The 20,060-nt window shown below is 70.1% G+C and carries 17 protein-coding genes; 1 reads left to right on the forward strand and 16 read right to left on the reverse strand.

Translation table 11 applies throughout. The features are described 5' to 3' along the window. Positions 1–2: 2 nt before the first annotated feature. The 15 genes from BJ986_RS04550 to BJ986_RS04620 all read right to left on the reverse strand — a co-directional run bounded on the left by BJ986_RS04550 (position 3) and on the right by BJ986_RS04620 (position 16,882). Positions 3–1,541, reverse strand: a complete 1,539-nt coding sequence (locus BJ986_RS04550) for an NADH-quinone oxidoreductase subunit M (protein WP_179420912.1) — start codon at positions 1,539–1,541, stop codon at positions 3–5. Beyond that, positions 1,541–3,493, reverse strand: coding sequence for an NADH-quinone oxidoreductase subunit L (nuoL, locus tag BJ986_RS04555; protein WP_179420913.1), 1,953 nt, complete (start codon positions 3,491–3,493; stop codon positions 1,541–1,543). The genes BJ986_RS04550 and nuoL overlap by 1 nt, the downstream gene beginning before the upstream one ends. A 13-nt stretch (positions 3,494–3,506) precedes the next feature. Continuing rightward, on the reverse strand, positions 3,507–3,806 hold the full coding sequence (gene nuoK, locus BJ986_RS04560; RefSeq protein ID WP_179420914.1) for an NADH-quinone oxidoreductase subunit NuoK: 300 nt from the start codon (positions 3,804–3,806) through the stop codon (positions 3,507–3,509). After that, complete coding sequence (locus tag BJ986_RS04565; RefSeq protein WP_179420915.1) at positions 3,803–4,573, reverse strand: NADH-quinone oxidoreductase subunit J; 771 nt, start codon at positions 4,571–4,573, stop codon at positions 3,803–3,805. The genes nuoK and BJ986_RS04565 overlap by 4 nt, the downstream gene beginning before the upstream one ends. A gap of 76 nt (positions 4,574–4,649) precedes the next feature. Further along, positions 4,650–5,342 (reverse strand): NADH-quinone oxidoreductase subunit NuoI, encoded by a 693-nt coding sequence (gene nuoI / locus BJ986_RS04570; protein WP_179420916.1) that lies wholly within the window; start codon positions 5,340–5,342, stop codon positions 4,650–4,652. After that, positions 5,335–6,699 (reverse strand): NADH-quinone oxidoreductase subunit NuoH, encoded by a 1,365-nt coding sequence (gene nuoH / locus BJ986_RS04575; RefSeq protein WP_179423487.1) that lies wholly within the window; start codon positions 6,697–6,699, stop codon positions 5,335–5,337. Before nuoH ends, nuoI begins: the two co-directional genes overlap by 8 nt. Before the next feature lie 47 nt (positions 6,700–6,746). Continuing rightward, a complete protein-coding gene (locus BJ986_RS04580) occupies positions 6,747–9,242 on the reverse strand; it encodes an NADH-quinone oxidoreductase subunit G (protein ID WP_179420917.1) in 2,496 nt (831 codons plus the stop codon). Next, entirely contained in the window at positions 9,239–10,552 is a 1,314-nt protein-coding gene (gene nuoF, locus BJ986_RS04585; RefSeq protein ID WP_179420918.1) for an NADH-quinone oxidoreductase subunit NuoF, read from the reverse strand. Before nuoF ends, BJ986_RS04580 begins: the two co-directional genes overlap by 4 nt. Beyond that, positions 10,549–11,337, reverse strand: a complete 789-nt coding sequence (gene nuoE / locus BJ986_RS04590; RefSeq protein WP_179420919.1) for an NADH-quinone oxidoreductase subunit NuoE — start codon at positions 11,335–11,337, stop codon at positions 10,549–10,551. The genes nuoF and nuoE overlap by 4 nt, the downstream gene beginning before the upstream one ends. Then, the gene (locus BJ986_RS04595; protein ID WP_179420920.1) at positions 11,334–12,695 is read right to left on the reverse strand and encodes an NADH-quinone oxidoreductase subunit D; all 1,362 of its coding nucleotides are present in this window, start codon (positions 12,693–12,695) and stop codon (positions 11,334–11,336) included. Before BJ986_RS04595 ends, nuoE begins: the two co-directional genes overlap by 4 nt. Then, entirely contained in the window at positions 12,695–13,582 is an 888-nt protein-coding gene (locus BJ986_RS04600; RefSeq protein WP_202881174.1) for an NADH-quinone oxidoreductase subunit C, read from the reverse strand. Before BJ986_RS04600 ends, BJ986_RS04595 begins: the two co-directional genes overlap by 1 nt. Then, positions 13,579–14,208, reverse strand: coding sequence for a NuoB/complex I 20 kDa subunit family protein (locus tag BJ986_RS04605; RefSeq protein ID WP_238338053.1), 630 nt, complete (start codon positions 14,206–14,208; stop codon positions 13,579–13,581). The genes BJ986_RS04600 and BJ986_RS04605 overlap by 4 nt, the downstream gene beginning before the upstream one ends. Positions 14,209–14,239: 31 nt before the next feature. Then, positions 14,240–14,602, reverse strand: coding sequence for an NADH-quinone oxidoreductase subunit A (locus BJ986_RS04610; protein ID WP_056924312.1), 363 nt, complete (start codon positions 14,600–14,602; stop codon positions 14,240–14,242). 133 nt (positions 14,603–14,735) lie between these two features. Further along, a complete protein-coding gene (locus tag BJ986_RS04615) occupies positions 14,736–16,070 on the reverse strand; it encodes a geranylgeranyl reductase family protein (protein ID WP_179420921.1) in 1,335 nt (444 codons plus the stop codon). Between the two features lie 89 nt (positions 16,071–16,159). Then, positions 16,160–16,882, reverse strand: a complete 723-nt coding sequence (locus BJ986_RS04620; RefSeq protein ID WP_179420922.1) for a demethylmenaquinone methyltransferase — start codon at positions 16,880–16,882, stop codon at positions 16,160–16,162. An 87-nt stretch (positions 16,883–16,969) separates the two neighbouring features. Between BJ986_RS04620 and BJ986_RS04625 the strand changes: the two genes are divergently transcribed. After that, positions 16,970–18,262, forward strand: a complete 1,293-nt coding sequence (locus BJ986_RS04625; RefSeq protein WP_179420923.1) for an isochorismate synthase — start codon at positions 16,970–16,972, stop codon at positions 18,260–18,262. A 13-nt stretch (positions 18,263–18,275) separates the two neighbouring features. Here BJ986_RS04625 and menD read toward each other — a convergent pair whose 3' ends face one another. After that, positions 18,276–20,027: a 2-succinyl-5-enolpyruvyl-6-hydroxy-3-cyclohexene-1-carboxylic-acid synthase gene (gene menD / locus BJ986_RS04630; protein ID WP_179420924.1), complete on the reverse strand. Its 1,752-nt coding sequence runs from the start codon at positions 20,025–20,027 to the stop codon at positions 18,276–18,278. Positions 20,028–20,060 lie beyond the last annotated feature (33 nt).

Genomic DNA, 20,060 nt, shown 5'->3' on the forward strand with positions numbered 1-20,060 from the left:
CATTACTTCGTGCTCCCGTCAGCAGCGGAGGTGTGGGCGGTAGGAGCAGGGTCGGTGACGCCGACGAACTTCAGCGTGGTGCTCACCGCCGGGTTGAGCGTGTCCAGGGCGAGCTTGGGGTAGAACCCGAGGACCAGGAACGCCGCGATCAGCGGCGCCACGACGAGCTTCTCGCGCAGCGTGATGTCCCGGACCGGGGCGTCGAGCTCGGGCACGGGACCGGTCATCATCCGCTTGTACATCAGCAGGATGTACAGCGCCGCGAGCACGATGCCGGCCGTCGCGATGACCGCGGGCACCGGGTAGCGCTGGAACGTCCCGACCAGGACCATGATCTCGGAGATGAACGAGCTCAGTCCCGGCAGGGCCAGGCCCGACAGCCCGGCCACCAGGAAGACACCGGCCAGGCCCGGCGTCAGGCGTTGCCAGCCACCGAAGTCGGGGATCCGCTTGCTGCCGCGGCGCGCGACCAGCATGGCCCCGATGAGGAACAGCGCGGCCGTCGAGAACCCGTGGTTGAGCATGTAGAGCGTCGACCCGGCCCCACCGGTCCTCGTCAGGGCGAAGATCCCGAGCACGATGAAGCCGAAGTGGCTGATCGAGGTGTAGGCGATCAGTCGCATGATGTCGGTCTGGCCGATCGCGAGCAGTGCGCCGTAGAGGATCGAGATGACCGCCAGGGTCAGCACGACCGGGGTCGCCCACCGCGACGCTTCCGGGAACAGCTGGAGGCAGAACCGGATCATCCCGTAGGTCCCGACCTTGTCGAGGACACCGACGAGCAGCACGGCCGTGGCGGGGCGCGCCTCGGTCGCGGCGTCGGGCAGCCAGGTGTGGACCGGCCACATCGGGGCCTTGACGGCGAACGCGATGAAGAACGCCACGAACATGAGCCGCTCGGGCGTCGCCCCCAGCGACAGACCGGTGAGCTTCGAGATGAGGAAGCCGTCCGAGCCGCCGGGGCCGTAGTGGTAGAGCGCGATCACGCCGACGAGCATGACCAGCCCACCCGCGAGCGAGAAGAGCAGGAACTTCACCGCGGCATACTGCCTGCGCGGCCCCCCGAAGGAGCCGATGAGGAAGTACACCGGGATGAGCATCGCCTCGAAGAAGACGTAGAACAGGAACACGTCGGTGGCGGCGAAGACGCCGACCATGAAGGTGGCCAGCACGAGCATCAGCGCGAAGTAGTTCTTCTCGCGCTTGCCGCCCTCGGGCACGTCGTTCCAGGCGGCCAGGATGCAGACCGGCGTCAGCACCAGGGCCAGCAGGATCATCACGAGCGCGATGCCGTCGACGCCGAGGGCGTAGGACACCCCGAACTGCGGGATCCACTGGTGCTGCTCGGTGAGCTGGAACTGCGCGTGCGAGCCGTTGTCGAACTGCAGCGCGGCAGCGATGCCGAACACCAGCGTGACCAGCGAGAAGCCGAGGGCGACGTGCTTGGCGCGGTCGGTCAGCCCGACCGGCAGCCCGGCCACGACGGCAGCACCGATGAGCGGGATCAGCCCGACCACGGTCAGCCAGGGGAAGTTCGTCATCACTGGATCACCCACATGGCACCGAGGATCACGACGACGCCGGCGAGCATCGTCAGGGCGTACGAGCGTGCGAAGCCGTTCTGGAGGCGACGCAGGCGGCTGGACGTGCCACCGACGAGGGCGGCCAGGCCACCAACCGCGCCGTCCACGCCGCGGTTGTCGGCGAAGACCAGCGCCCGGGTGAGGTGGACACCGGGTCGCATGAAGACTCCTTCGTTGACGTCGTCCTGGTAGAGGTCGCGGCGCGCGGCGCGGGTGACCAGCGAGCCCGCGGGCTGGACCAGCGGCACCTCGTCACGCCAGTAGCGCATCCAGGCGAGGGCGATCCCCCCGGCCACCAGCAGCAGGGTGAGGGTCATCAGCAACCACACCGGCAGGACCGGGTTCTTGCCGGTCTCGTGCGCACCGACCACCGGCTCGAGCCAGGAGGTGAAGGTCCCGCGGATGGACAGGACGAGCCCGAGCAGGCCGGACCCGACCGCCAGCACCATCATCGGGACGGTCATGGTCAGCGGCGACTCGTGCGGGTGCACCTCGTCGGTCCAGCGCTTCTTGCCGTGGAAGGTCATGAAGAACAGCCGGGACATGTAGAACGCGGTGATCCCAGCACCGACCAGCGCCGCACCACCGAACACCCAGGGTCGCCAGCCGTCACCGATGAATGCGGCCTCGATGATCTTGTCCTTGGAGTAGAAGCCCGAGAAGGGCGGGACCCCCAGGATCGCGAGCCAGCCGAGCCCGAAGGTCACCCAGGTGATCTTCATGGCGCCGGACAGGCCGCCGAAGCGGCGCATGTCGACCTGGTCGTTCATGCCGTGCATGACCGAGCCGGCGCCGAGGAACATCCCGGCCTTGAAGAAGCCGTGGGTCAGCAGGTGGAAGATCGCGAAGGCGTACCCGACGGGACCGAGCCCGGCGGCCAGCATCATGTAGCCGATCTGGGACATGGTCGACGCGGCCAGCGCCTTCTTGATGTCGTCCTTGGCGCAGCCGACGATGGCCCCGAAGACCAGCGTGATGGCACCGACCCCCGCGACCACCAGCTGGGCGTTGGGCGCGTGGTTGAAGATGAAGCTGCTGCGGACCACCAGGTAGACACCGGCGGTGACCATGGTCGCGGCGTGGATGAGCGCGGACACCGGCGTGGGGCCGGCCATGGCGTCGCCGAGCCAGCTCTGCAGCGGGAACTGCGCCGACTTGCCGCAGGCCCCGAGCAGCAGCATCAGGCCGATCGCCGTGAGCACGCCCTGGCTGGCACCGTGGCCGGCGGCCTGCTGGACGCCCGCGAAGGTGACCGTGCCGAACGACGCGAACATGATCATGATGCCGACGGAGAGGCCGAAGTCACCGACGCGGTTGACGACGAACGCCTTGTTGGCGGCGGTGGCGTAGGCGGGGTTGTGGTTCCAGAACCCGATCAGCAGGTAGGACGCCAGGCCGACGCCCTCCCAGCCGACGTAGAGCAGCAGGTAGGAGTCCGCCAGCACCAGCAGCAGCATCGCCGCCACGAACAGGTTGAGGTAGGCGAAGAACCGGCGCTTGTCCGGGTCGTGCTCCATGTAGCCGAGGGAGTAGACGTGGATGAGCGACCCGACGAAGGTCACCAGCAGCACGAAGGTCACCGACAGCTGGTCGACGAGCATCCCGGCGTCGAGGTTGAACGACCCGGCGGGCACCCAGTTGAACAGGTGCAGGTGCACGTTCCGCTCCCCGGCGGGACGGCCGAGCATCGAGATCCAGACGACGAAGCCGACGACGAAGGCCGCCCACGACATCGCGACGGCGAACAGCGGCCCCCACTTGTCGGTGGCGCGGCCACCGAACAGCAGCACGGCAGCGCCGAGCAGCGGGAGGGCCACCAAGAGCCACGCGTATGCCGTGACGCCGGTGGCCGCTGTGGCAGCGGTCTCCGACGTGGTGGCGGCGGTGGCGAGATGGGCGAGGGAGGTCACCTGGTGGCTCCTTCTACAGCTTCAGCAGGTTGGCGTCGTCGACCGAGGCCGACCGGCGGGCACGGAAGATGGCCATGATGATGGCCAGGCCCACGACCACCTCGGCGGCGGCGACCACCATGACGAACAGGGCGATCACCTGGCCGTCGAGGTTGCCGCGCATCCGGGAGAACGTCACGAACATCAGGTTGGTCGAGTTGAGCATCAGCTCGACCCCCATGAACACGATGATGGCGTTGCGCCGCATGAGGACGGTGGCGCCGCCGATCGCGAACAACAGGGTCGCGAGGTAGATGTAGTTGACGAGGTTCATCGCTGCGACCCCTCCTCGAGCTCGTGCTCGATGTGGTGCTCGGACTCGACGTGGCGCGCGGGGGCGACGTTCTGCTCGCGGGCGGTGAGCACGCGCGAGACGGACAGCTCGCTGGGCGAACCGTCGGGCAGCAGGGCGGGGGTGTCGACCGCATTGCTGCGGGCGTAGACGCCGGGGGCCGGCAGACCCGCGACGTTGCGGTTCTCCAGCACCCGTCGCTCCGACCACGCACGCTGGCTCGGCTTCGTGCCGATCCGCTCACGGTGGGCCAGCACCATCGCACCCAGGGCGGCGGTGATGAGCAGGGCGGAGGTGATCTCGAACGTCCAGACGTACTTGCCGAAGATCAGCTGGGCGACGCCCGACACGTTGCCGGGGGCCTTGTTGATGGCCGACAGGCCCTTCATCGGACCGAACTGCGCGCGGCCGACGGCCGCGAAGAGCAGCGCGGCGAGGCCGAAGACCAGCAGCAGGCTCGCCCACTTCTGGCCCTTGAGGGTCTCGACGAGGGAGTCCGAGGAGTCGACGCCGACGAGCATCAGCACGAAGAGGAACAGCATCATGACCGCGCCGGTGTAGACGAAGACCTGGATGATGCCGAGGAACTCCGCCTGCTGCGCGATGTAGAAGATGCCGAGGTTGATCATCACCAGGGCCATGCCGAGGGCGGCGTGGACGGCCTTCTTGGCGAAGATGAGGCCCAGCGCGCCCAGCACGCTGATCGGCCCGAGGACCCAGAACATGATCTGCTCACCGAGGCCGGTCATGCGAGGACCCCCTGAGGACACGAGCGACGAAGGAGCGAGGCCCGGAAGGTCGACGAGCCTGGCCAGTTGGACATGGTCATCGGCGCACCGCCCCGGTGGTGTCGCGGCCGGGCTGTCCGGTGGTCACGGTGTCCACTCCCTCGACGGGGTCGCCGCTCGGGGCCAGACCCTCCTGGGGCTCGGCCTCGTGCGCCTGCACCCAGGCCTGCTGCTCGGGCGTGGATCGAACGACCTTGCCCTGGTAGTAGTCGCGCTCCTCGAGACCCTCGACCATCGGGTGCGGCGCCGGGAGCATGCCCTCCTGGAGCGGGGCGAGCAGCTGCTCCTTGGTGAAGATCAGGTCGGCACGGTTGTTGTCCGCGAGCTCGTAGAAGTTGGTCATCGTCAGCGCCCGGGTCGGGCAGGCCTCGATGCACAGCCCGCAGAAGATGCAGCGCAGGTAGTTGATCTGGTAGACGCGCCCGTACCGCTCACCGGGGGAGAACCGGCCGGTGCCGCCCTCGGAGTCGTCGTTCGAGGCGCCCTCGACGAGGATCGCGTCCGCGGGACAGGCCCACGCGCACAGCTCGCACCCGACGCACTTCTCGAGCCCGTCGGCGTGCCGGTTGAGCTGGTGGCGTCCGTGGAAGCGCGGCTGGGTGGGCCGCTTCTCCTCGGGGTACTCCTCGGTCTCCAGCTTGCGGAACATGGTGGCGAAGGTGACGCCGAACCCGCCGACGGGGGCGAAGAGGTCCGCGAGGAACCCGGGCTTCTTCTTGTCGTCAGCCACGGGTGGCCTCCTTGTCGGTTGCGTTGCCGGCTGCCCGCTCCGCGAGCACCAGGGACGGCTCCCTGAGCCGCTGGCCGGGCAGCGGGGGCACCGGGTAGCCGCCGGCGAAGGGATCGATCTCCTCCGGCGGTGGCGTGTTGCGGATGGCTTCCTGCTCGATCTTGCGGTTGTCACGCAGCCACGTCCCCAGCAGCACGGCCCCGGCCAGGACGACGATGAAGATGACGCTGAGCAGGGGGTACTGGCGGTTGCCGAGCTTGACGCTCGGTCCGTGGATGAAGCCCAGCTGGCTGGCCTTCATGAACGAGGCGATGACGACCCAGGTGAGGGTGGCGGGGATCAGGAACTTCCAGCCGAACCGCATGAACTGGTCGTACCGGACGCGGGGCAGCGAGCCGCGCAGCCAGACGAAGAAGAACATGAACAGCCACAGCTTGACGACGAACCAGAGCAGCCCCCACCAGCCGTGGTTGAACATGCCGTGGTTGATGGCCGCGATGCCGGGAGGGGCCTGCCAGCCACCGAGGAACATCGTCGTCGCGAGCGCGGAGACCGTGAACATGTTGACGTACTCACCGAGGAAGAACATCGCGAACTTCAGCGACGAGTACTCGGTGTGGAAGCCACCGGTCAGCTCGCCCTCACCCTCGGCGAGGTCGAAGGGCAGCCGGTTGGTCTCGCCCACCATGGTCACGACGTAGACGAGGAAGCTCGGGATGAGCGGCAGGACGTACCAGAGGTCCCGCTGCGCGCCGACGATCTGCGAGGTCGACATGGACCCGCTGTAGAGGAACACCGCGACGAGCGAGAGCCCCATCGCGATCTCGTAGGAGATGACCTGGGCTGTGGAGCGCAGGCCTCCCAGCAGCGGGTAGGTCGAGCCGGAGGACCAGCCGGCCAGGACGATGCCGTACACACCGACCCCGGCCACGGCGAGCACCAGCAGCACGGCGACGGGGATGTCGGTGAGCTGCAACGGCGTCCGGTGGCCGAACATCGAGACGGTCGGCCCCATCGGGATGATCGCGAACGACACGAAGGCCATCGCCCCGGCGATGGCGGGAGCCAGCGCGAAGACGACCTTGTCGGCGTTCTTGGGCGTGAGGTCCTCCTTGAGGGCCAGCTTCACGCCGTCGGCGAGGGTCTGCAGGAGACCGAACGGTCCGGTGCGGTTCGGGCCCGGACGCTGCTGCATCCGGCCGATCACGCGACGCTCGAACCAGATCACGAGCAGGGTGTTGATCAGCAGGAAGACGAAGACCAGCAGCGCCTTCACCAGGTGCAGCCACCACGGGGTGTCGCTGAAGTTCGCGGTCGGGTTGTCCACGAACGGCGCCGAGGCGCCGAGGCCGACCACGTCGTGCGGTATGCCGGTGAGGGCCTGTGCGGCATACGTCAGGGTGCTCACTGGGCGCCTCCCTTCGTGACGGTGACGACGTCACCGGCGACCGCCCCCAGGGCGGCCCGGACGGTGGAGCCGTCGGAGTTGGTCGGCAGCCAGATGACGTGGTCGACCATGCCTTCGGTCACCGCGACCGGCGCCGACACGGAGCCCGCTGCCGTGGACACGGTGACCGTGTCGCCGTCGACGAGGCCGAACGACTCGGCCGTCGCGGAGGACACCCGCGCGAGGGCCTTGGCTGCGGTCCCCGCGAGGAAGGGCTCGCCGTCCTGGAGGGAGCCCCGGTCGAGCAGGTGGTGCCAGGTCGCCAGCACGAGCTCGCCGGCCCCGGCGCTCGGCAGGTCGCCGACCTGGACCGACGGGGCGGGCAGGCGCTCACCCGTGGCCGGTCCGAGCGCCGCCATCTCGCGACGGACTTCGGCCAGCGTGCGCGCGCCGAGGAAGGAGCCCATCTCGGAGGCGAGCATGTCCAGGACGCGGTAGTCGGACTGGGCGGCGCTGGTCAGCGCTGCCTCGAAGGTGCGGGGGCGGCCCTCCCAGTCGACGAACGTCCCGCCCTTCTCCGCGTGCGGCGCGACGGGGAGCACCACGTCGGCGACTGCCGTCACGGAGGAGGGCCGGAAGTCGAGCGAGACGACGAACGTCTTGGCCAGGGCTTCCTCGGCGTGCGCGCTGGCCAGGTCGGCCGCGTCGACGCCACCGATGACCAGCGCGTTGATCGCTCCGGTCGTGGCGGCCTCGAGGATGCCGGCGGCGTCGCGGCCGGGCGCGTCCGGCAGGCCGACGACGTCCCAGGCCTCGGCGACCTGCGCACGGGCCGCCGCGTCGGCGACCAGGCGGCCACCGGGCAGCATGGTGGGAAGGGCGCCCGCCTCGAGCGCACCGCGCTCACCGGCACGGCGCGGCACCCAGGCCAGCCGGGCGTTGTTGGACGTGGCCAGGGCCGCAGCCGCGGACAGCGCACCGGGGACGGTGGCGAGTCGCTCGCCCACCATCACGATGGCGCCCGGCTCCTCGAGGGCCTGGGCAGCCTTGGCGGCCGCTCCGTCCCCCGTCACGCCGTCGACCAGGGCGCGCAGCACCTCGGCCTCGGTGCCGGGTGCCGCCGGGATCAGCGTGCCGCCCAGCTTGGCGAGGCCACGCGTCTCGAAGGGCGCCACGGCATACACGGCGGTCTTGTTCCTGCGGTTCGCCTTGCGCAGGCGAAGGAACACGATCGGGCTCTCCTCCTCGGGCTCGAAGCCCACGAGGACGACGGTCTTGGCCGTTTCGAGGTCGGCGTAGGTGACCGCGCCACCATCCGGGCCCGTCGCGACGACCGACGACGCCAGGAAGTCGGCCTCCTCGGCCGAGTGCGGCCGGGCGCGGAAGTCGACGTCGTTGGTGGCGAGCACGGCGCGGGCGAACTTGGCGTAGGCGTAGGCGTCCTCCGCGGACACCCGTCCACCGGTCAGCACCCCGACGCCCTTGGACCCGCGCAAACCCTCGGCCGCGACGGCCAGGGCCTCGGGCCACGAGGCGACCTGGAGCTCGCCGGACTCGTCACGCACCAGGGGGTAGTCGAACCGGTCACCGGTGCTCGCGTACTGGAAGGCCCAGCGACCCTTGTCGCAGTTCCACTCCTCGTTCACGGCCGGGTCGTTGATGGCCATCCGGCGCAGCACCGCGCCGCGGCGGTGGTCGGTGCGGATGGAGCACCCGGACGCGCAGTGCTCGCAGACGCTCTGGGTCGACATCAGGTCGAACGGACGGCTGCGGAACCGGTAGGCCGCGCCGGTCAGGGCGCCCACGGGGCAGATTTGGACGGTGTTGCCCGAGAAGTAGGACTCGAAGGGCTGCTCCTCGTAGATGCCGACCTGCTGCAGGGCACCACGCTCGACGAGGGCGATGAACGGGTCACCGGCGATCTGGTCGGAGAAGCGCGTGCAGCGGGCGCACAGGACACAGCGCTCACGGTCGAGCAGCACCTGGGAGGAGATGTTGATCGGCTTGGGGTAGGTGCGCTTGACGTCCTCGAAGCGAGACCTGGCGCGGCCGTTGCTCATGGCCTGGTTCTGCAGCGGGCACTCGCCACCCTTGTCGCAGACCGGGCAGTCCAGCGGGTGGTTGATGAGCAGCAGCTCCATCACGCCCTGCTGCGCCTTGTCGGCGACCGCCGAGGTCTCCTGCGTCTTGACCTCCATGCCCTCGGACACCGTGATGGTGCACGAGGCCTGGGGCTTGGGCATCGCCCGCAGGGTGCCGTCGGGACCGGGGGTCGCGATGTCGACGAGGCACTGGCGGCAGGCGCCGACCGGCTCGAGGAGGGGGTGGTCGCAGAACCGCGGGATCTGCACGCCGACCTCTTCGGCGGCGCGGATCACCAGGGTGTGCTTGGGCACCGACACCGGCACACCGTCGATGGTGAGGTTCACCAGGTCGACGGGTGCGGGGATCGAGGCGTCGCCCCCGGTGCTGACGGCGTTGCCGCCGGCGCTGGGGCTCGTGGTCACGCTCATGCGGACACCGCATCCTTCGCGAACAGGGTGGAGTCTCGTGGGTCGAACGGGCAGCCGCCGTGCGTCAGGTGCGCGAGGTACTCCTCGCGGAAGTACTGGATGCTGCTGGTGATCGGGCTCGTGGCGCCGTCACCGAGCGCGCAGAAGCTGCGGCCGAGGATGTTGTCGCAGATGTCGAGCAGCTTCTCGAGGTCCTCCTCGGACCCCATTCCGTGCTCGAGCCTGCCGAGGATCTGCTTGAGCCACCAGGTGCCCTCACGGCACGGGGTGCACTTGCCGCAGGACTCGTGCTTGTAGAAGTCGGTCCAGCGGTCGACGGCGCGGACCACGCAGGTCGTCTCGTCGAAGATCTGGAGCGCACGGGTACCGAGCATCGACCCCGCCGCGGCCACCGACTCGAAGTCGAGCGGGGTGTCGAGGTGCTCGTCGGTGAACAGCGGGGTGGACGAGCCACCGGGCGTCCAGAACTTGAGCTTCTTGTTGGGGTCGCGCATGCCGCCGGCCATGTCGAGCAGCTCGCGCAGCGTGATGCCGAGCGGCGCCTCGTACTGGCCCGGACGCTTCACGTGCCCGGAGAGGCTGAAGATGCCGAAGCCCTGCGACTTCTCCGTGCCCATGCCCGAGAACCAGTCCGCGCCGTGCAGCAGGATCGGGGGCACGGAGGCGATCGACTCGACGTTGTTGACGACGGTCGGGCGGGCGTACAGGCCCGCGACGGCGGGGAACGGCGGCTTGAGGCGCGGCTGGCCGCGACGACCCTCGAGGCTGTCGAGCAGCGCGGTCTCCTCGCCACAGATGTAGGCACCGGCACCGGCGTGGACCGTGATGTCGAGGTCGAAGCCCGAGCCGTGGATGTTCTTGCCCAGGTGTCCGGCGGCATACGCCTCCTCGACCGCGCGCAGCAGGCGACGGTAGACGTGCACCACCTCGCCGCGCAGGTAGATGAAGGCGTGGTTGCAGCCGATGGCGTAGGACGTGATGACGCAGCCCTCGATGAGGAACTGGGGCGCCGCCATCATCAGCGGGATGTCCTTGCAGGTGCCCGGCTCGGACTCGTCGGCGTTGACCACGAGGTAGCGCGGCCCACCGTCCGGCGGGGGCAGGAAGCCCCACTTCATGCCGGTCGGGAAGCCGGCACCACCACGGCCACGCAGGCCGGAGTCCTTGGTCATCTGGACGAGGTCGGCGGGCTTCATGCCCAGCGCCTTCTTCAGCGCCTGGTAGCCCTCGTTCTTCTCGTAGGTCTCGAGGGTCCAGGACTGGGGGTCGTCCCAGAACTTCGTGAGGATCGGGGTCAGCGTGGTGCTCATGCCTCGTCCTTCCCGGTGCTCTTGCCGTCGGCCTTGGCAGCGCCCTTGTCGGCCTTGGCAGCGCCACCGTCGGGCGCGGTCCAGCCGCGTTCGTTGGCGATCTCCAGGCCCACCAGCGAGGCCGGACCGGCCCCGACACCCTGGTCGGCGAGGCCGTCGTGGAACCCGGCCAGGACGCGCGAGACCTGCTTGAAGGAGCAGACCTTGTCCGGCCCGCGGCTGGGCTTGACGTCCTTGCCTGCGCGCAGGTCGTCCACGAGTGCCTTGGTGGACTCGGGTGTCTGGTTGTCGAAGAACTCCCAGTTGGCCATGACCACGGGAGCGAAGTCGCACGCAGCGTTGCACTCGACCCGCTCGAGGGTGACCTTGCCGTCCGGCGTCGTCTCGTCGTGCCCGATCCCGAGGTGCTCGGACACCTCGTCCCAGATCTGGTCGCCGCCCATGATGGCGCACAGGGTGTTGGTGCAGATGCCGACGGTGTACTCGCCGTTGGGGTGCCGCTTGTACTGGGTGTAGAACGTCGCGACGCCCGACACCTCGGCCGTGCTCAGGTCGAGGACGTCGGCACAGAAGTCGATGCCCCGGCCGGTCACGTAGCCGTCCACCGACTGCACCAGGTGCAGCAGGGGCAGCAGCGCCGAACGCTTCTGGGGGTACCGGGCGACGACCAGCGCCGCGTCCTCGTGCAGCGAGGCCAGGACGTCCGCGGCATACGGCTCCTTGGACTCCGCAGGGACGGTCAGGTGCCCTGCCGCCAGCTGGATCCCGTAGTTGTCGCCGCTCACCGGTCGACTCCCCCCATCACAGGGTCGATGGATGCCACGGCGACGATGACGTCGGCGATCTGGCTGCCTTCGCACATCACGGCCGTGGCCTGCAGGTTGTTGAACGACGGGTCCCGGAAGTGCGCGCGGTAGGGGCGCGTCCCGCCGTCGGACACGGCATGGCAGCCGAGCTCGCCCTTGGGGCTCTCCACCGCGGCATACGCCTGGCCCGGGGGCACCCGGAAGCCCTCGGTCACCAGCTTGAAGTGGTGGATGAGCGACTCCATCGAGGTGCCCATGATCTCGCGGATGTGGTCGAGGCTGTTGCCCATGCCGTCTCCGCCGATGGCCAGCTGCGCGGGCCAGGCGATCTTCTTGTCCTCGACCATGACCGGGCCCGACCCGGCCTGCAGCCGGTCGATGCACTGCTCGGCGATCTTCAGCGACTCGTACATCTCGTCGATGCGGATCCGCAGGCGCGAGTAGGCGTCGGCCTCGGTGCGGGTGATGACCTCGAAGTCGTAGGTCTCGTAGCCGCAGTACGGGTCGAGCTTGCGCAGGTCGTGCGGCAGACCGGTCGAGCGCAGCATCGGGCCGGTGATGCCCAGCGCCATGCAGCCCGAGAGGTCGAGGTAGCCGACGTCGACGGTCCGGCCCTTGAGGATGGGGTTCTCGTTGAGGAGGAGCTCGAGCTCACCGAGTCCCTTGCGCACCAACGGGATCGTGTCGCGGACCTTGTCGATGGCACCGGGCGGGAGGTCCTGGGCGACGCCACCGGGGCGGATGAACGCGTTGTTCATGCGCAGGCCCGTGACCATCTCGAAGATCGACAGGATGCGCTCACGCTCGCGGAAGCCGACCGTCATGACGGTGGTGGCACCCATCTCCATGCCACCGGTCGCCAGGGCGACGAGGTGGGAGGTGATCCGGTTGAGCTCCATCATGAGGACGCGGATGACGCTGGCGCGCTCGGGGATCTGGTCGGTGATGCCGAGCAGCTTCTCGACCGCGAGGCAGAACGCGGCCTCGTTGAAGAACGGCGTGAGGTAGTCCATGCGGGTGCAGAACGTGACGCCCTGCGTCCAGGTCCGGAACTCCATGTTCTTCTCGATGCCGGTGTGCAGGTAGCCGATCCCCGCGCGGGTCTCGGTCACCGTCTCGCCGTCGAGCTCGAGGATCAGCCGGAGCACGCCGTGCGTCGACGGGTGCTGCGGACCCATGTTGACGACGATCCGCTCCTCGTGGAGGGCCGCGGCCTCGTCGACGAGCTGGTCCCAGTCGCCGCCGGTGGCGTTGAAGACGTGGGCTCCCGCCGCGGCCGCCGTGTCGGCGCCCGAGGTGGCGTAGATGTCCCTGTCCTTGAGTGAGTTGGCAGTCATCAGCTGTAAGACCTCCGCTGGTCCGGCGGCGGGACGGTGGCGCCCTTGTACTCGACGGGGATGCCGCCGAGGGGGTAGTCCTTCCGCTGCGGGTGGCCCGGCCAGTCGTCGGGCATGAGGATGCGCGTGAGTGACGGGTGACCGTCGAACTCGATGCCGAACATGTCCCACGTCTCGCGCTCGTGCCAGTCGTTCGCCGGGTAGATCTCGACGATCGAGGGGATGTGGGGGTCGTCGTCGGGTGCGGTGACCTCGACGCGGACCCGGCGTCCACCGTGGGTGATCGACAGGAAGTGGTAGACCGCGTGGAGCTCACGGCCGGCCTCATGCGGGTAGTGCACCCCGGAGACGCCCGTGCACATCTCGAAGCGCAGCGACGGGTCGTCGCGCAGCACGCGGGCGACGGCGGGCAGGTGCTCACGCCGGACGAAGAGGGTCAGCTCGCCACGGTCGACGACGACCCGCTCGACGGCCTCGGCGTAGGAGGCGGTGCCGCCCAGGAGGCCACGCTCGAGCTGGTCCGCGATGGCGTCGAAGTAGCCGCCGTACGGACGAACTGCCGCGCCGGGGAACAGGATCGGGCTGACCATGCCGCCGTAGCCGGAGGTGTCACCGGTGTCGGCCGAGCCGAACATGCCGCGTCGCTCGCCGACCACGACGGGGTCGGGCGTCGTGCCGGGGGCCGCGGGGAGGCGCTCGCCGCTGTCACGCTCGACCACCTCACCGGGCTGGACACCGACCGTCGAGGCGGCGGCGACCGGCGCCGGGTGCTCGGGGCCGTCGCCCTTGTCGGCCGCGGCGTCCTCGGCCTTCGTGCCGTCGATGTCGCTGTTGGCCGTGGCCTGCTTGGGGTCCTCGACGGGTGCGTCCTTCGGGTCGTCGCTCATGCGACACCACCGTGGGAGACGTCCGTGCCGTGCAGGTGGCCGTGGGCGTGGGTGTGACCGCTGCCGGCGCCCTGCGCGAGCAGGCCGGTCATCTGGTGCGTCGGCGTCGCGGACAGTGCCGCCGCCTCGGCCGCGCGGGCGGCGGCGACGCGGTTGACGCCGAGCTTGGAGCCCTGGATCTGCTCGTGCAGCGTGATGATCGCGTTGAGCAGCATCTCGGGGCGGGGCGGGCACCCGGGCAGGTAGACGTCGACCGGGATGATGTGGTCGACCCCCTGGACGATCGCGTAGTTGTTGAACATGCCGCCGGAGCTGGCGCAGACGCCCATCGAGATGACCCACTTGGGCTCGGGCATCTGGTCGTAGACCTGGCGGACGACCGGGGCCATCTTCTGGCTCACCCGGCCGGCGACGATCATCAGGTCGGCCTGGCGCGGCGTCGCGGAGAACCGCTCCATCCCGAACCGGGCGATGTCGTAGTCGGGGGTGCCCACGGCCATCATCTCGATGGCGCAGCAGGCGAGGCCGAACGTGGCCGGCCACACCGAGCTCTTGCGCATGTAGCCCGCGACCTGCTCGACCGTGGTCAGCAGGAAGCCGGCTGGCAGCTTCTCTTCGATTCCCATTGCTTGGTCCTAGTCCCTCTTCAGTCCCTGGTCAGTCCCACTCGAGGCCGCCGCGACGCCACACGTACGCATAGGCCACGAACACGGTCAGGATGAACAGCACCATCTCCACGAGCGCGAACAGGCCGAGCTGGTTGAAGGCCACCGCGAACGGGTAGAGGAACACCGACTCGATGTCGAAGATGATGAAGAGCATTGCGGTCAGGTAGTACTTGATCGGCACTCGCCCGCCACCGGCCGCCTGCGGCGTCGGCTCGATGCCGCACTCGTAGGCGTCGAGCTTGGCGCGGTTGTAGCGCTTGGGTCCGGAGACCGCGGCGGCGCCGACCGAGAAGACGGCGAACCCGCCACCGATGGCCAACAGGAAAAGCAGCGGGACGTAGGGGTTGCTCATCGCCGTGCCACTCCCTTTCTGTGATCGCTTCGGTCCTGGGTGCTGCTGCCGTCGTCCCTGCCGGCTGTGGCCCCGCTCACATCCGTGCGGTGCGGCCCAATCCTAGGGGCGGCGCCGGGGATTGCACGCCGGGTCATGCGTCCGGAGCCATCTTGGACAGGGCCGTGATGAGGCGGTCGCTCGCGTCGCCCCCGTGGGGTTCGGCGAGGTTGGCCATGACCTTCAGGAGGAACTTCATCAAGGTGGTGCGGGGCAGTCCGTACTTGGTGGCCAGCCGCATGATCTCGGGGTTGCCGATCATCTTCGCGAAGTAGCGACCGAGCGTGTAGTAGCCGCCGAGGGCGTCCGCCATCACCCTGGGGTAGGACTGCAGCACCCGCTCGCGCTGTGCGTCGGTCCCGCGCGCGAACGCCTGCGCGATCACCTCTGCGGCCAGGCGGCCGGACTCCATGGCGTAGGCGATGCCCTCACCGTTGAACGGGTTGACCATGCCGCCGGCATCGCCGACGAGCAGCAGCCCGTTGTCGTAGTGCGGCTGCCGGTTGAAGCCCATCGGCAGCGCGGCGCCGCGGATCGGGCCGACCATGGTCTCGTCGTTGTAGGTCCAGTCCTGGGGCATCGTCGCGACCCAGCGGCGCATGACGTCCTTGTAGTCCGTCTTGCCGAAGGCGCTGGAGGTGTTGAGGATCCCGAGGCCGACGTTCGAGGTGCCGTCCCCCACCCCGAAGATCCAGCCGTAGCCAGGGAGCAGGACCTTCTTGCCGTTGTCGTCGGTCGACCACAGCTCGAGCCAGGACTCGAGGTAGTCGTCGTCGTGGCGGGGGCTCGTGTAGTAGGTGCGCACGGCCACGCCCATCGGGCGGTCCTCGCGCTTCTCGCGACCCATCGCCAGGGACAACCTCGAGGAGTTGCCGTCCGCCGCGACGACCAGCGGCGCGGCATACCGGAGCTCGGGTCCGGTGGCCCGGCCCTTCTCGTCCATGGCGCGGGCGGTGACGCCGACGATGGCGCCCTTGCTGTCGAGGATGGGGCCGGTCACGTTGGTGGCCTCGCGGAGGCGCGCGCCGTGCTTGACGGCGTGCTTGGCGAGGATGTCGTCGAAGTCCTGCCGGGTGCGGACCAGGCCATAGGGCGGGAAGCTCGCGAGATCCGGCCACGGCAGGGACAACCGCATGCCGCCGCCGATGATCCGCAGGCCGTGGTTCTTGATCCAGCCCTCGTCCTCGGGGGTGGGGATGCCGAGGGTGATCAGCTCCTTGACGGCCCGGGGGGTGAGCCCGTCGCCACACACCTTCTCGCGCGGGAAGCTCGTCTTCTCGAGGACGAGGACGTCCAGCCCCGCCATCGCGAGGTATGCCGCGGTGGCCGATCCCGCGGGACCGGCACCGACGACGATGACGTCGGCGGTCTCGGTGGGTGCCCCGGCTGCGGAGCTGCCTCCGACGGCCTCGCTGATGGTGTCTGTCACGCCTGCCTCACACGCTTGTGAACGTCTTCACGAACTTCAACTGCGGAGTCTATTCCCGACTCGCCGTCCGGTCACCAGTGAGGCGACCCTTACCCGGCCTCCCGGGCTGGACCGGCGCCCGCAGGCTTGACCGCTCGGTGCAGCGCCACGATGCCACCCGTCAGGTTCCGCCAGCCGACCTCACCCCAGCCGGCGGCGGCGATGCGCTCCCCCAGCGCGCGCTGCGCCGGCCACGCCTGGATCGACTCGGCGAGGTAGACGTAGGACTCGGGGTTGCTGCTGACCTTGCGGGCGATCGGGGGCAGCGACCGCATGAGGTACTCGCTGTAGACCTTGCGGAACGCCCCGTTGACCGGCTGGCTGAACTCGCAGACCACGAGGCGACCACCCGGCTTGGTCACCCGCAGGAACTCCCCCAGGGCCTCCTCGACGCCGGCGACGTTGCGCAGGCCGAACGACATCGTCACCGCGTCGAAGCTGTTGTCCGCGAAGGGGAGTCGCATCGCGTCGGCCGCCGTGAAACCCAGGTCGGGCCGGCGCCGGTTGCCCACCCGCAGCATGCCGAGCGAGAAGTCGGCCGGCACGACGTCGACACCGTGGTCGGCGAACGGCTCGCTGCTCGTCCCCGTGCCCGCGGCGATGTCCAGGACCGTCTCGCCGGGTCGGGCGGCCACCGCCTTGAGCACCGCCCGTCGCCACAGCCGGTCCTGACCGAGGGAGAGGACGTCGTTGGTCAGGTCGTACTTGCCGGCCACGTCGTCGAACATCGCGGCGACGTCGCGGGGATCCTTCTCCAGGCTGGCGCGGGTCATGGTGCCATCCTCCCATCCGGGCGCCATCCACCCCGACGGCCACCTCCCGGCGTCGTCGGGGGGCCGCGCCGTAGGCTTGCCCCCGACATGACCAGCCTTCCGACGCCCCAGCCGGCGAGTCGACCCCACGGTGCTCCTGTGGTCGCCCGCACCGTGGCGCTGCACGACCCCGGCAGGCTGCTCTCCCTGCTCCCGGACCGCGCCGACCCGGCCGAGCTGTTCAGCTGGGTACGTCGTGGCGAGGGCCTCGTGGGATGGGGTCGGGCCCTGGAGTTCACGGCGGTCGGGCCCGACCGGTTCGAGCGGGCCGAGGCCTGGTGGCGCGAGGTCGTCGACGGTGCCGTCCTGCGCAACGAGGTGGGCCTGCCCGGCACCGGTCCGGTCACCTTCGGGTCCATCTCGTATGCCGCTGGCTCACCGTCCGGAGCCACCCTCGTCGTGCCCGAGGTGGTCGTGGGTGCCCGGGACGGTCGGTGGTGGGTCACCACCATCGGGACCGGCGACGAGCTGCCGACACCCGTCATACCGCAGCAGTCACAGCCGCGTGAGCCGTCCGGTGTGGCGTTCGCGGACGGTGCGCTTCCACCCGCCCAGTGGGCCGGGGCCGTGGAGCGAGCCGTGCAGCGCATCACCGCCGGGGACCTCGACAAGGTCGTCCTGGCCCGCGACCTGCGCGTCAGCGCCGAGCGGCCCATCGACGCCCGGTGGCTGCTCGCGCGGCTCGCCGAGCGCTACGACACCACGTGGGTGTTCGCCGTCGACGGCCTCGTGGGCGCGACCCCGGAGATGCTGGTCCGCCTCGAGAAGGGCCTGGTGACGTCGCGGGTCCTGGCCGGGACGATCCGCCGCACCGGAGACGACGAGCACGACCTCGCGCTGGCCGCCTCGCTGGCCCGCTCCAGCAAGGACCTCGAGGAGCACGAGTACGCCGTCCGTTCGGTCGCCGACGCCCTGCGGCCGCACTGCTCCTCGACCAACGTGCCCGAGTCCCCGTTCGTCCTGCACCTGTCCAACGTCATGCACCTCGCGACCGACGTCGCGGGCGTCCTCGCCGACCGGGCGACGTCGCTGACCCTCGCCGCGTCACTGCACCCGAGCGCGGCGGTCTGCGGCACGCCCTCGGCCGTGGCCGACGACCTCATCTCCGAGCTGGAGTCCATGGACCGAGGGCGGTATGCCGGTCCCGTGGGCTGGATGGACGCGTCGGGTGACGGGGAGTGGGGCATCGCCCTGCGCTGCGGAGCCTTCGAGCGGGACGACCCCACGTCCATGCGGCTGTTCGCGGGCTGCGGGATCGTCGCGGGTTCGGACCCCGAGAGCGAGGTCGCCGAGTCCGACGCCAAGCTCGTGCCGATGCGCGACGCCCTGACCGCGGGCTGAGCGGGCCCGAGCCTCAGGCCTGGAGGGCGGCGGCGGCGCGCTGGCGCAGCTGGTCGTGGAGGTCGCGGTGGCCGCCACGGTCCACCCTCACCTCCAGGACCCGGAGTCCGGACGGCCGTTCCGCCAGGGCGTCGACGAGCTGGTCACGGGTCAGGACCTGCTCGTGCCGGACGTCGTGGGCCGCGCACAGCGCGGCCAGGTCGACGCCGGTCGGGGTGCCGAAGAGCCGTTCGAAGTCGCGAGCCCGCGCGGGCTCGCCCGGCTCGAGGAGGGTGAAGATGCCGCCACCGTCGTCGTTGGTGACGACCACGGTGAGGTCAGGACGAGGCTCCAGCGGACCGACGAGCAACCCGTTGGAGTCGTGCAGGAAGGTCAGGTCGCCCATCAGTGCATAGGTCGGCGAGCTGTCCGCCAGGGCCAGGCCGCTTGCGGTCGACACGCAGCCGTCGATGCCCGCGAGCCCGCGGCTCGCCACCACTCGCAGCTCACCCCGGCGGGGGCCCGACAGGTCGACGTCGCGGGCGGTGTTCGACGAGCCGAGGAAGAGCGTGGCACCGACCGGCAGCCCGGCCAGGACGGCCTCCGCGACGGCGGCGCCACTGTTCCACGGCGGTTCGTCCTCGGCCAGGGCAGCGGCCAACCGTTCTCCGGCGGCGCGCCAGGCCTCGCTCCAGACCTCGTCGCGGGGTGCCGTCCCGCCTCCACCGTGCACCTCCTCGACCGGAGCGTCGAACACCGAGATCGGGTGGACCTGCTGGACGTCCGGACGCGACACGATCCAGGCGTGCGCGCCCACGGCCTCCACCCGGACACCGGGTCTGCGCAGCAGCGCCGCGACCGGCCGTGACAGGGTCAGCCGTCCGACCGCGATCACCCGCTGCGGGGCGTGCGAGTCCAGCCATCGCGGGTCGGACAGGACCAGCGGACCGTGCGGGATGACGTCACGCCTCGGGTGGGTGCCGAACGGCTCGGCGAGGACGGGCCAGCCCCGGGCCGTGGCCCACCGGACGGCAGCCTCGAACTGGCCGGGCTCGGGGAGGTCCCCGACCAGGACCACGGTCCGCGCGGGTTCACGCGAGACGTCGATCGTCGTCGCCGACCCAGCGGCGGCCACGACGGCCTCGGTGTGCTCGGTTGGCTCGGTTGGCTCGGTTGGCTCGGACGGCCGCTCGTCGATGGGCTCGGGCCAGGGTTCGTCGTCGGTCGGGACGAGCGGGTCGCGCAGCTGGACATTGACGTGGACCGGTCCAGGTTCCCCGACACCCGTGGCACCCGTGGCACCTGTGGCGTGGCGGACTGCGTCGGCGGCGACCTGCCGCCACCGCGCGACCTCGCCGGTGGTCCGGCGCGGGGCGTCTGCATCGACGGACCACCGGATGGCATCGCCGAAGATGCCGGGCTGCACGGTGGTCTGGTTGGCGCCGGTCCCCCGCAGCTCGACCGGCCGGTCGGCCGTGAGCACGACCATCGGCACGACGCCATGGTGCGCCTCGAGCACCGCAGGGTGCAGGTTGGCGACAGCCGTGCCCGACGTGGTCACGACGACCGCCGGCACCCGCGTGAGCTTGGCCAGACCGAGGGCGAGGAACCCGGCGGACCGCTCGTCCACGCGGACGTGCAGGGTCAGCCGTCCCGCCCGCTCGGCTTCCTGCAGTGCGTAGGCCAGCGGCGCCGACCGCGATCCGGGACACAGGACCGCGTGCCGCACTCCGCGCCTGACGAGCTCGTCGACGAGCACGGTCGCGAGCGCGGTCGACGGGTTCACGCCTGGGATTGTGTCACCCGCCCGCACGGCGCG

This window comes from Pedococcus badiiscoriae, from assembly GCF_013408925.1.
GTDB classification, from domain to species: Bacteria; Actinomycetota; Actinomycetes; order Actinomycetales; family Dermatophilaceae; genus Pedococcus; species Pedococcus badiiscoriae.